The sequence below is a fragment of the Halovibrio sp. HP20-59 genome, assembly GCF_033052795.2.
Classification (GTDB): domain Bacteria; phylum Pseudomonadota; class Gammaproteobacteria; order Pseudomonadales; family Halomonadaceae; genus Vreelandella.
Map to the genome: position 1 here is coordinate 43,072 of NZ_JAWJUW020000021.1, position 13,089 is coordinate 56,160.

The window sequence follows — 13,089 nt, forward strand, 5'->3', positions numbered from 1 at the left end:
CATCATAAAACGAAGTGACTACGCTTTATGCACCTTGGCCTTATGCACCTGGCGCCACTCGTGCAGTAGCGGTTCGGTGTAGCCGGAAGGCTGTACGCGGCCTTTGAAGATCAGGTCAGAGGCGGCTTTGAAAGCAGTCGAGCCTTCAAAATCAGCGCTCATGGCGGTGTAGGTCGGGTCGCTGGCGTTCTGTTCGTCGACTACTTTGGCCATGCGCTTGAGCGTCTCTTCCACTCGCGGTGCATCGACAATACCGTGGTGTAGCCAGTTGGCAATGTGCTGGCTGGAGATACGCAGCGTGGCGCGGTCTTCCATCAGGCCCACGTCGTGTATATCCGGTACCTTTGAGCAGCCTACGCCGTGCTCTACCCAGCGCACTACGTAACCCAAAATACCCTGGCAGTTGTTGTCCAGTTCCTGCTGCTTCTCTTCATCCGACCAGTTGGCGTTTTCCGCTACCGGCACGGTGAGTAGGTCGTCCAAGTAGTCGGGCTCACCCAGCTCTTCCAGCTCGCGCTGAACGTCGGTGACGTTTACTTGGTGGTAATGCAAGGCGTGCAGAGCGGCAGCCGTAGGGGACGGCACCCAAGCGGTGTTGGCACCCGCTTTGGGATGGCCGATTTTCTGCTCCAGCATGTTGTGCATCAGGTCAGGCATCGCCCACATGCCTTTACCGATCTGGGCGCGGCCGCGCAGCCCGCAGGCTAGGCCTACTTGCACGTTGCTCTTCTCGTAGGCCTGAATCCAGGCGGCGCTCTTCATATCGCCTTTACGCACCATAGGGCCCGCTTCCATCACGGTGTGCATCTCGTCGCCGGTGCGGTCGAGGAAGCCGGTGTTGATAAACGCCACCCTGGAGGCCGCTTCAGCGATACACGCTTTCAGGTTAACCGTGGTGCGGCGCTCTTCGTCCATGATGCCCATTTTCAGGGTGTCGCGGTTCATGCCCAGAATATCTTCAACGCGACTAAACAATTCGTTGGCGAACGCGACTTCTTTAGGGCCGTGCATCTTTGGCTTAACGATGTAAACCGACCCGGTGCGCGAGTTGCGCGGTTGATCGGCATCTTTTTTCAAGTCGTGCAGCGCGAGCAGCGAAGTCACCACGGCGTCCAAAATGCCTTCCGGCAGCTCGTTGCCGTTCGCATCCAAAATCGCTGGTGTCGTCATCAGGTGACCCACATTGCGAACGAACATCAGCGAACGTCCGGGTAGCGTGACGCTGCTGCCATCGGTAGTTTGCCAGGTGCGGTCGGCGTTAAGCTTGCGGGTAAACGTCTTGCCACCTTTGTCGATCTTCTCTTCCAGGTCGCCTTTCATCAGGCCGAGCCAGTTACTGTAAACACCGACCTTATCTTCTGAATCCACCGCCGCAACTGAGTCTTCGCAATCCATAATGGCGGTCAGGGCGGCTTCGGCCACCACGTCTTTCACGCCAGCCGGATCGGTTTTGCCGATGGAATCGTTGGCGTCGATCTGGATTTCCAGGTGTAGGCCGTTGTTGCTCAGCAGGATGGCCTCCGGTGCGGCGGTATCGCCGTTGAAGCCGATCAGCTTGCCCGCATCCTTCAGGCCGGTTTCGCGACCGCCTTCAAGGGTTACCACCAAGTGCTCGTCGCGAATGGCGTATTTAACCGCATCACGGTGAGAGCCAGTCGCTAGCGGGGCGGCGCGGTCAAGCACGCCACGGGCGTAGGCAATGACTTTGGCACCACGTTTTGGGTTGAAAGTGGTGCCTTTTTCCGCACCGTCTTCCTCGGGAATCACGTCGGTGCCGTACAGCGCGTCGTAAAGGCTGCCCCAGCGTGCGTTAGCCGCATTCAGCGCATAGCGGGCGTTGCTGACCGGTACGACCAGCTGCGGGCCTGCCTGAACGGCGACTTCACGGTCAACGTTGGCAGTGGTTGCTTTAACGTTAGCCGGGGCTTCTGCTAGGTAGCCAACCTCTTTCAAGAAGCGGCGGTATCCCGGCATATCGCTGACTGGGCCAGGATTTTCACGGTGCCATGCGTCGAGTTTTTCTTGCAGTGAGTCGCGTTCTTCTAGCAACTGGCGATTTTTGGGTGTCAAATCATGAAATAAGGCATCGACACCGGTCCAAAAAGCATTTTCTTCAATGCCCGTTCCCGGTAGCGCCTGCTCATTTATAAAACGATTTAAATCGGCTGCCACTTGTAGACGGTGGCGCGTGATACGCTCGCTCATGGGGTTTCTCCTGTGATGATGCCCGTGGGCAATATAGTTGCCGCGAGCAGAGTAAAATATATTTATGGAAAATAATTCCACAGCTGCTCGGGCATGTAAACAGCGTAGACTGTAAAGCACTAAAATGCTCGACCAAATGACTAGTTAGGTTGTTGGGTACGCGATCCATCTGCCGTGTCTAGGCCAACGGAAAATGGCGTTATGGAGAAACAACGATGGGCGATTTCCAACATCTGGAAGGCATATTCCGCCACGCCTCAGGCGATAGCGCCCTAATGAGGCTACTGCCAGGTAATGAACTGGCAGACGCGGTACAAGATTATTTTCAGCTTTATGGCCTAGAAACGCTGCTCGTGGATACGCACGCAGTCCACGCAGGTTTTATCGATACGGGGCGTTTTGCGCTGTGGTGCCAGGTTTGGAGCCCGCCACAGCCGATAGGCACCGCCTTTGTGGTACACGGCTACTTTGATCACATGGGGCTATATCGCCACCTGCTCGAACGCCTGCTGGCCAAGGGCTGGCGGGTGGTGCTGTGGGACCTGCCCGGCCACGGTCTTTCCAGTGGCGCACGGGCTGAAATAGACGATTTTGACGACTACCAGCACTGCCTCGACCATTTGCAGACAACCTTAAAGAGCCAGGGCATGGCACCCACGCCGTGGCTGGGGGTGGGTCAAAGCACCGGCGGGGCGATTCTAGCCACTGATGCGCTCACCCGGCGCGAGGCCGCAGGCTGGTCAGGTTTGGTGTTACTGGCGCCTCTGGTTCGCCCTTGGGGGTGGAGCCAAACAAGCTGGTTGCACCTGATAGCCAGTCCGTTTTTAAAGGAGTTGCCGCGTAAATACCGGCCCAACTCTACTGATGAGCAGTTCAACAAATTCTTACGTGAGGGCGACCCGCTGCAGCCAGAGCGCTTAAGCGTTGCCTGGGTGAGCGCGATGCGCCGCTGGATGCCACGCCTGTTGGCGTTACAGCCCAACCCGCTACCTACCTTGATCCTCCAGGGTGAAGAGGACCTGACCGTCGATTGGGAGTGGAATTTGGCGATTCTGGCGAAGAAGTTTCCCAACGCCGACATCCATCGCCACCCGGAAGCCCGCCATCACTTGGTCAACGAGGCCGGGCCTATCCGTGAAGATCTGTTTGAAGCACTGGATAGGTTTGTTGATCAAATCAGCCAACCCCCTAGCGCAGGAAAGTAATAAAAACCTCAAGCTTAATGACGTATCCCTGCTAACCGCCCTTCTTTGGGGTTCTGAAAATGGCGTATGAAACTCTTTTATTTTCATTATAAGCCACTGAAAATATGGAGTATTTTGAGGCGGGTTTTGCACGTCTCTTATCCGCGTATCAATACTATGTAACTGAGTGTTGGGAAAAATGATGCGCCAGTTTAAAGTTTTGTGCTGAGTATTTTTAAAAATTAAATCTTTAAAATACAATTGTTTATAATAAAAAATTCATTAAAATTAGCAAATATGGCATTTTCCTATCACCGCCCCACGCTGCGCCTAATCCTCAAAAAGCGATCCTTTGGTAGTACGAAACCCGCCTTTAGTGTTGCGAATCGGTTTATAAACGTGTAGAAAAGTAACTAGGATTTCTCGGAATAGAAAAAAATTGCTTGTATGCTGGGTTCGTCAGTGAAAAATTAAGCCGCTTTGATGGATTTAAGTGTTTGTTTATTAACTATTTATAGAGAAATTTTAGATTTTTCTAGGATTCATACGGCAAAATTAAAAATGTAATTTACTGTTAAGATTAAGTAAGTATAAGTGGCATGGCTCATTAGTTGTTGGCGATTGGGTATTGGCAGGGTCAAACATGGGGAAGCCGTTATGATGTTTTTCATCAAGACGTTATTCGGGTTAACAAGACGCCACAAGCAGCTGATTCAGCTCCTTGTTGACACCTTGTTGATGGTTGGCAGCTTTATGCTGGCGATGCTGTTGCGGTTAGATTCGCTAGCGTTTTTGGTCAATGGTTCGGTGTGGTTGGCTTTGCCGGTCATGGTGCCCGTCAGCTTGTTCATTTTTATCCGCCTTGGTTTTTATCGTTCAATCGTGCGTTTCATGGATATTAAAGCGTTGCAGGCGTTATCAGCAGGTGTTCTTGGTTCGGCATTGACGCTATACATCGTCAGCATGGTGCTTAATTTGCCCGTGCCTAGATCGGTGCCTTTCATCTACGCAATGCTGGCCTTCATTACCATTGGCGGCATACGGCTGGCGCTACGGCTAATGTATCAGCGCGGTCAGCAGCTACAAAAAACCCGGGTGTTGATTTATGGCGCGGGTGCTGCAGGGCGCCAGTTGGTGGTTTCTTTACGCCATGGGCGCGACTACGAACCGGTAGGTTTTGTTGATTATGCGCCCCTTTTGCAGGGGACTCATGTGCAGGGGTTAAGAGTTTATAGCCCTGAATCGACCCCAAAAATAATTGAAGATTTTGGGGTAGAGAAGTTCCTGTTAGCCATTCCTGAGGCAACACGCGCAAGGCGACAAGAGGTCATCGAATCCATAGAACCGATGTCGATACCGGTACAAACCATTCCAGACATGGCAGATATTGTCTCAGGCAAGGCGAAGTTCAATGAGCTTCGCGATGTGCGTGTTGAAGATTTACTCGGTCGTGATCCTGTCCCCCCTGACCCCAAATTAATGGGTGCTAATATTGCCCATAAATCGGTCATGGTAACGGGGGCTGGTGGCTCAATTGGTAGTGAGTTATGTCGACAGATTATTCGGCTGCTTCCTGAACGACTAATCATCGTTGATTCATCTGAATACTCTCTTTATAAGATCGATCAAGATCTTGCTCAATTGATTGAGAAGGATAAGCTAAGCGTTGAGGTTAAGCCTGCATTGGCCTCGGTGCGAAATGGTGACGTTATATCCCGCCTGATCCGTACCTTTAAAGTCGACACTATTTATCACGCTGCTGCTTATAAGCATGTGCCTCTCGTTGAGTTTAATCCCGCAGAAGGTGTGCTTAATAACGTTTTTGGCACTATGGAAGTCGCCAATGCCGCTATAAAAGAAGGCGTTGAGTCTTTTGTGCTGGTCTCCACGGATAAGGCGGTTCGGCCAACGAATGTGATGGGCGCCAGCAAGCGCATGGCCGAGCTGGTTTGCCAAGCCTGTGCAGATAAACAAACGGATACGCGTTTTTCAATGGTGCGGTTTGGCAATGTGCTTGGTTCTTCAGGCTCGGTGGTGCCACTCTTTCGTCGGCAAATAGAGAAGGGGGGGCCTATCACCGTTACCCACCCCGATATTACCCGCTACTTCATGACTATTCCTGAAGCCTCCCAACTGGTGATTCAAGCCGGTGGCATGGCAACAGGAGGGGATGTCTTTGTGCTGGATATGGGCAATCCGGTGAAAATTGTCGAGCTTGCTACTCGGATGGTGAAGCTGTCGGGGTTGAGCTATCGCTTTATGTCCGTTCCTACTGATGCAAAGACAGTCGCCGTTCAAGCAAAAGAAATCCTTCTCGATAAAAAGGGCGAAATCCTGATCAAGTTTACCGGGTTGCGCCCAGGTGAGAAGTTATATGAGGAATTGTTAGCAACAAACAGTGCAACGAAAACGCGGCATCCTCGAATAATGACAGCATCAGAAGGTTTTTTAGCTTGGAATGAGCTTGAACCCGTTCTCTCTCAGCTAGAGGCAGCATGTAAAAATCAAGATGCTGTGAAAATACGTGAACTACTGATTGCAGCCCCTACGGACTACCAACCCCAGTCAGATATCGTCGATCATTTTTGGCTGTCTTCTCCTCTCCATCATTTGGCAAAAAAAGCGTCTACTAAGACGCCCGCTCATTCAGAAGGGCTTGCTGACGGCGTATTAACAAATAATACGGGCCAACTTGGAAAAATTAAGCTTTCTATGGAAGAGGTAGAAGCGATCCCGAAGGTGGGTTTAGTGATTAATAGTGTCAATGGCAGGCAAAACTAATTGATTAATAGGCCAGTATTTTGTGTATGAGAAGGCCACAGCGTTGCCGAAAAAATTCAACTGCGCCTGCGGATTAGAGTAAGTCATGGTAGATGGTTTTTACGTTGTCTGAGTGCGGTAATAAAACCGCTTTGACCCTGAGTCTATGCGCGTTCAGGAACAAATAACTGATAAATTAGCCGGCCTCGAGGATGCGCCAATAATACCTCGGGGCGGTAGCGTGTCTAAAATCACGAAGATAAAAAACGCCAAACGTACGCTACAAACGACCGGGAATCGCCTCTTATAGAAACGTAGTCCTCACGGTCTCTCACTCGATTCACGCTCAGGTAGATGTTGTTATGAGAAAACAAACTATTTTTCGCTTACTGATTGTTGCCTCGCTTGCACTACTGATAGGAGGTTGCTCCTTAGCGCCAGGGGGGAATATTGATTACGATGCTCCAGAGTCGGAGTCGCCTAATTTAAAGCGACTAGTCGATATCAAGCCGATTACGCCGGAAATGATTTGGTCGCAAAAATTACAAGAAAGGCGTGTGCACCCTGTTACCCAAGAGCTGCGTGAAGAAATTTCAGCGTATGAATATACATTGGGGGTAGGTGACATACTAAGTATCATTGTTTATGACCACCCAGAACTAACAATTCCTACTGGCGGCGAACGTAGTGCCGCTGAGTCAGGCAACATAGTACGTTCAGATGGAACGATCTTTTACCCTTTTATCGGTCGTGTCCATGTGGAAGGAAAAACCACCGAAGAGGTTCGCCAGCAATTAACACGGAGATTGGCCGATTATCTAACAGAACCGCAAATAGACGTGTTTATCGCCGCCTTTAACTCTAAACGCTTTCATGTCACTGGCGCGGTTGCTTCGCCTGGATCGGTTCCTGTCACCAACGTGCCGATGACCATACTGGATGCTGTTAATGAAGTGGGGGGGCCAACAGAAAATGCTTTTTGGCATGAAATGCTTTTATTTCGCAACGGTATAGAAGAGCAGCTATCACTTTTCGACTTGTTAAGTGAAGGCGATCAACGTCAAAATCGCTTGCTTAGAGATGGGGATTTATTGCACTTTCCCAGCGCTGATAACCAAGGCGTCGCTATGTTGGGTCAGGTGCGCTCGCCTGGAAACCTACGCATGAACCGTGAGCGCTTATCACTAACAGATGCATTAGCACGTGCAGGTGGGGTCAATGAACAGACCGCAGAGCCTTCTGGTATCTTTGTACTGCGTCGTAATGAGCCTGGTGCGGCAAAACTCGCCACTGTTTATCAGTTAGATATTAGCAATGCGATCGCCTTCGTGATGGCAAGTAATTTCCAATTAGAGCCCAAAGACGTGGTCTACGTAACCACCGCACCAATAGCTCGCTGGAACCGCGTTATTAGCCTTCTTCTGCCTTCCCTCAACTTACCTGGTAGTTTGGGCAATAGTAGTGATGGCCTGAACGACTTACTTTAATATGCTAAAACGTATCCTTGTTGTTTGTACCGGCAATATCTGCCGAAGCCCGCTTGCTGCTGCCATGTTGCAGCAGGGGCTTACTGACATTGCAGTGATGTCGGCAGGTCTCGCCGCGGGGAAAGGCGGAGCAGATAAGCGGATAGCGGTGCTTGCGAAGGCAGATGGGTACGACCTCGACCAGCATCAGGCGCGGTCGGTTGACCGTCGTCTACTAGCCAATGCCGATCTTATTCTTGTGATGAGTGCCAAGCAAAGGCAGGTCATTGCGCGTAAATGGCCTGAGATGTTGGGGAAAACGCTACTGTTTGGTATGTGGAGAACCGATAAACCAATTGATGATCGAGATATCCCTGATCCTTATCAGCGTAGCGATGAGGTCTGTCAGCTAGTTTATGACACGATTAAAACGGCAAGTTTAGCGTGGCGAAAAAAGCTTAAAAATACCGACGGTAAAAGCGTGTGGTAAACAATTTAAAGCTTTTTAATTATCCATTTTCATATGCCTAACGGTGTGTGACTGAGAGTGTAGCGATAGAACCAATGTCAGACTCATTACAGCAGAGTACCCAGGAAGAGACAATAGATCTGAGCCGACTGTTTGGCGCGCTCTTTCGCAGAAAGTGGCTAATCATTGTCGTTACTTTAATATTTGCCTTCATTGGTATTGTACACGGCATGCTGGCAACGCCCGTTTACCGTGCCGATGCGCTGGTTCAAGTTGAACGACGTAATACCGTTAGCCCCCTAGGTGGTGTTGAGAATGTTACCGGTCCAGCTGCAGGAGAATTCAATACATCGGCAGAGCTGCAAATCCTGCAGTCGCGGATGGTGCTGGGCCAGGTCGTGGAGCGGGTAGGAAGCGATTTCATTATTTCGCCCGTTGAATTACCTTTCATCGGTGGCTTGGTATTACGTAGAGGCATCCCCCGGCCTGATTTTATGGCGGGTTATCCGCATGTATGGGGTAATGAGAGCATTAATGTGGCTCGATTTAACACCGATGATAGTAGTCGAGGGCAGAGGTTTATCGTTGAGCGTGGCCCCGAAGACACCTATTACGTTATGCAAGGTGATAATCGTGTAGTCACGGGTACGCTAGGTCGCCCAGAGGTCTTTTTTAATGGTGGCCTTGAGCTCACTATTGAAAGCTTTGACGCTGCCGAAGGCGCCCAATATGTGCTGATTCGACAGCACAAGACCTCGGCCATTCGACGTATTGCCAGCCGATTGCAAGTAGTCGAAGTCGCTGGTGGCGGCGGTGCCACCGGTATGATTCGCTTAATGATGCAAGGGGAGGAGCCCAGGGAAATTATCCGTAGTTTGGACGCCGTAGCACAAACCTTTTTAACCCAAAATATCGAACGTCAATCCGAACAAGCGCAGCAAAGCCTTGAGTTTCTTAAAAAACAAGCGCCTGAACTACGTGAACAGCTAGATTTAGCGGAGCAAAATCTAAACGACTACCGGTCAAATCTGGATAGCGTAGATCTTAGCAGTGAGGCTCAGGCGGCTATTCAGCGTTATATCGAGCTTGATACACGTCTTGACGAGTTGGAATTTCAAGAAGCTGAGCTTGCTCAGCGGTTCACCCCCAGCCACCCTAATTATCAAGCGCTACTTCGTCAGCGTCGTCAGATTGAAAAAGACCTACAACAGCTCAATGCCAGGGTTAAAGAGCTTCCGGCAGCCCAGCAAGAAGTGTTAAGACGGACGCGGGAGGTCGAGGTTACTCAGGCGATATACGTCAATATCCTTAACAAAGTGCAAGAACTCGAAGTCGCCCGGGCAGGCACAATCGGTAATATCCGGATTATTGATAATGCTGTGCTTAGTGGGCAGATCGCGCCTAATTCATTTCGTCTTTTAGTACTCTATACGGCGCTAGGTTTTCTATTAATTACCGGTTATATATTGTTGAGGGAGCTATTAAAGCGCGGTATTGAGTCATCCGAGCAGTTAGAAAGTGTAGGCCTTACGGTGTATGCCTCGGTGCCGCAGTCTTCAGCCCAGCGAAAACTCAATCGGGCGTTAAAAAGGCGTGGGAAAAAAGCGTCAAAGAGCGTGGTCGGAGGCGTGCTAGCACAGCGAGACCCTATGGACCTCTCCCTTGAGTCATTGCGTGGCCTACGTACCAGCCTGCACTTTACCATGATGGATGGTCGCAATAACCGTATTATGTTGACAGGGCCGAGCCCTGGTGTCGGTAAAAGCTTTGTTAGCATCAATTTAGGCGCCATTTCGGCAATGGCGGGCAAGAAGGTTCTCATCATTGATGCAGATCTTCGTAAAGGTAATTTGCATCATGCCTTTGGCCAAGCGAGCTCAGGCGGTCTGGTAGAGTTTCTCAGTGGCGAACTGACGCTTGAGGATATTATTAAGCCCACGGGGATCGCTCATTATGATGTTATTACCCGGGGTGTCGTCGCTAATAATCCTTCTGAATTGCTAATGCGCCCTGGATTTGAGCAGGCCCTGGAAGATTTAAGCGAAATGTACGACATGGTGATTGTCGATACTCCGCCTGTGCTCGCCGTAACCGACGCCTGTGTAGCGGGTAAATATTGTGGCACTACCCTGCTGGTAACAAGATTTGATAAGAACTCAGTACGTGAAATACGAATGGCGAAAAAGCGCCTCGAAGGTAGTGGACTTGAAATACAAGGTGCGATTTTGAACGGCGTTAAAATTTCCTCTAGAGGCGCGTCGGGCTATTACGGATACGGCACCTACAAATATCAGTAGGTAAGCTAAGGATTTAAAAGGGGATAAGTATGAAAATTCTGGTGACCGGCGCTGCAGGTTTTATTGGCTTCCACACCGCCATCCGTCTATTGGAGCGGGGCGACGAAGTCGTCGGTTTTGATAGTGTCAATGATTATTACGATGTCGACATTAAAGAGAGCCGTCTTGAAAAACTGCATGCTTTATCGGCAGAGATAGGAACTCCGTTTCATTTCATTCGTGAGAATCTAGCCAATCAAGCAGCGGTGACGGTTTGTTTTGAAGAACACAAATTTGATCGAGTTATTCATTTAGCAGCGCAAGCGGGAGTGCGCTATTCCATTGAAAATCCACACAGCTATGTGGAGAGCAACATCATCGCGTTTACCAATGTGTTGGAAGCCTGCCGCTACGCGAAAACACCGCATTTAACTTACGCTAGCACTAGCTCGGTTTATGGCGCTAATACGCGGATGCCGTTTTCGGAACACGATGGTGCCAATCATCCCTTACAGTTTTATGCGGCGACGAAAAAGGCCAATGAAATGATGGCGCACAGCTACAGCCATTTGTTTGGATTACCAACGACCGGGCTTCGCTTCTTTACCGTTTATGGCCCTTGGGGCCGGCCAGACATGGCGCTGTTCAAGTTCACCAAAAGCATATTGGCGGATGAGCCAATTACGGTGTTCAACCATGGCAACCATACCCGTGATTTTACCTACGTGGATGACATTGTAGAGGGCGTGGTAAGAGCCAGTGATCAGATTGCTGAACCTAATGCCGAGTGGAATAGCGATGATCCAGATCCTGCCACCAGTAATGCGCCTTATCGTCTGTTTAATATTGGCAATAATAACCCTGTGAAGCTGAGTACTTACATTGAGGCGCTTGAGCAAGCGCTAGACAAAACTGCCAAGCAGGATTTATTACCCCTTCAGCCAGGTGACGTTCCAGATACCTATGCCGATAGCACCGAGCTCAAAAAGGCGGTTGATTATCAACCGGCAACACCGGTAAAAGAGGGCGTTGCAAGTTTTGTTGCTTGGTATCGTGATTATTATCAAGTGTGAGCGCTTTCGCGGCCGAACACTGCATCTGTGCAGTAGTGAGAGCTACCAGAAATAGGAAAGGAACAGCATGAACGTTACGGTATTTGGGACAGGTTATGTAGGATTAGTACAGGGCGCCATTTTGGCTGATGTAGGGCATCATGTGGTATGCGTTGATGTGGACGCTGATAAAGTCGAGCGACTAGTTCAAGGGCACATTCCTATTTATGAGCCTGGCCTGGAATCCCTAGTGCGGGAAAATTATGCTGCGGGACGAATAGAATTCACGACCGATGCCGAGGCAGGCGTCAAGCATGGCCAAGTGCAGTTTATTGCTGTCGGAACGCCACCAGAAGAGGATGGCTCGGCTGATCTCAAATATGTTCTGGCGGTGGCGCAAACTATCGCCGAGCATATGCAGAGCGATCAGATCATCATTGATAAGTCGACGGTGCCTGTAGGCACTGCCGATAAAGTGAAAGCTAAAGTAGAAGAAGTTCTCGCCAAGCGTGACCGAGGTGACCTGAGATTTGATGTGGTTTCCAACCCTGAGTTTCTGAAAGAAGGCAGCGCCGTTGCCGACTGCCAGAAACCCGACCGTATTATCATCGGTACTGAAAACGACGACACCATAGAAGTGATGCGTGAGCTTTATGCGCCATTTAATCGCAACCACGACAAAGTTATCGTCATGGACGTACGAAGCGCCGAGTTAACAAAGTATGCGGCTAACTGCATGCTAGCCACCAAGATCAGTTTCATGAACGAGATGGCCAACCTTGCCGAGTTGTTAGGTGCCGATATTGAAATGGTTCGTCAGGGCATTGGCTCTGACCCGCGTATTGGCTATCACTTTATTTATCCTGGGGTGGGCTATGGGGGGTCATGCTTTCCCAAAGATGTTCAGGCACTGATTCGCACGGCAGGTAACATCGATTTTGATGCCAAATTGCTCAAGGCCGTTGAAGCCCGAAATCAAGAGCAAAAGACGACGCTTTTCGCGAAAATTCATCGTCACTTTGCGGGTCAGCTAGAAGGCAAGACTTTTGCGTTATGGGGGCTTTCTTTTAAGCCAAACACCGATGATATGCGGGAAGCGCCTAGCCGCGTGTTGATGGAGGCACTATGGCAAGCTGGCGCTAAAGTGCAAGCTTATGATCCTGAAGCCATGGAAGAGACGCAGCGCATTTATGGTACGCGTGACGACCTTACACTGTGTGGTACGAAGGAGGCTGCTCTCAAAGGTGCCAATGCGCTCGTGATCGTGACTGAATGGCAGAGCTTTCGGGCGCCGGATTTTGATCTTATCAAGTCCCAACTTAATGAAGCCACGCTGTTTGATGGGCGCAATATTTTCCAGCCAGCACGTATGCGCAAGAAAGGGTTTACTTATTACTCGGTTGGGCGCGATATCAAGTCAGTGTAATCAATAGTGATAGGTTTATTGAACAACCTCCAGTTTCCTAAATGCCTGTCGCGCATATTTCATTCTTTTAAAAAGTTGATAATAGGTTTTATATGTTTAAACGTGTACTGCGGCTTTGGAAACTGCTTACCCAAGAGCAGCGTAATAAACTTCTCAGTCTGCAAGTACTCGTGGTGCTAAGTGACTCACTATAAATTTTCTTATATAAAGAGCACTTGTTCCCCCAGTCTAGGATCCCCTCATGACAAGGC

8 protein-coding genes are annotated in these 13,089 nt (G+C 49.9%); 7 read left to right on the forward strand and 1 reads right to left on the reverse strand.

The window, feature by feature from the left end; all coding sequences use genetic code 11:
• Positions 1-18: 18 nt before the first annotated feature.
• Positions 19-2,205, reverse strand: coding sequence for a malate synthase G (locus RZA33_RS17340; protein WP_317508960.1), 2,187 nt, complete (start codon positions 2,203-2,205; stop codon positions 19-21).
• A 215-nt stretch (positions 2,206-2,420) separates the two neighbouring features.
• On the opposite strand from RZA33_RS17340, the gene RZA33_RS17345 reads away from it, so the two are divergent.
• From RZA33_RS17345 to RZA33_RS17375, 7 genes are all read left to right on the forward strand, one after another.
• Positions 2,421-3,410: an alpha/beta hydrolase gene (locus tag RZA33_RS17345; protein WP_317508961.1), complete on the forward strand. Its 990-nt coding sequence runs from the start codon at positions 2,421-2,423 to the stop codon at positions 3,408-3,410.
• Positions 3,411-4,046: 636 nt separating this feature from the next.
• Entirely contained in the window at positions 4,047-6,170 is a 2,124-nt protein-coding gene (locus RZA33_RS17350; RefSeq protein ID WP_317508962.1) for a nucleoside-diphosphate sugar epimerase/dehydratase, read from the forward strand.
• 341 nt (positions 6,171-6,511) lie between these two features.
• The gene (locus RZA33_RS17355) at positions 6,512-7,636 is read left to right on the forward strand and encodes a polysaccharide export protein (RefSeq protein WP_317508963.1); all 1,125 of its coding nucleotides are present in this window, start codon (positions 6,512-6,514) and stop codon (positions 7,634-7,636) included.
• A 1-nt stretch (position 7,637) separates the two neighbouring features.
• Positions 7,638-8,105: a low molecular weight phosphotyrosine protein phosphatase gene (locus RZA33_RS17360; protein ID WP_317508964.1), complete on the forward strand. Its 468-nt coding sequence runs from the start codon at positions 7,638-7,640 to the stop codon at positions 8,103-8,105.
• A 74-nt stretch (positions 8,106-8,179) separates the two neighbouring features.
• The gene (locus tag RZA33_RS17365; RefSeq protein ID WP_317508965.1) at positions 8,180-10,381 is read left to right on the forward strand and encodes a polysaccharide biosynthesis tyrosine autokinase; all 2,202 of its coding nucleotides are present in this window, start codon (positions 8,180-8,182) and stop codon (positions 10,379-10,381) included.
• A 29-nt stretch (positions 10,382-10,410) separates the two neighbouring features.
• On the forward strand, positions 10,411-11,433 hold the full coding sequence (locus tag RZA33_RS17370; protein WP_317508966.1) for an NAD-dependent epimerase: 1,023 nt from the start codon (positions 10,411-10,413) through the stop codon (positions 11,431-11,433).
• A gap of 67 nt (positions 11,434-11,500) precedes the next feature.
• Positions 11,501-12,838, forward strand: coding sequence for a UDP-glucose/GDP-mannose dehydrogenase family protein (locus tag RZA33_RS17375; RefSeq protein WP_317508967.1), 1,338 nt, complete (start codon positions 11,501-11,503; stop codon positions 12,836-12,838).
• The last annotated feature ends 251 nt before the right edge of the window (positions 12,839-13,089 follow it).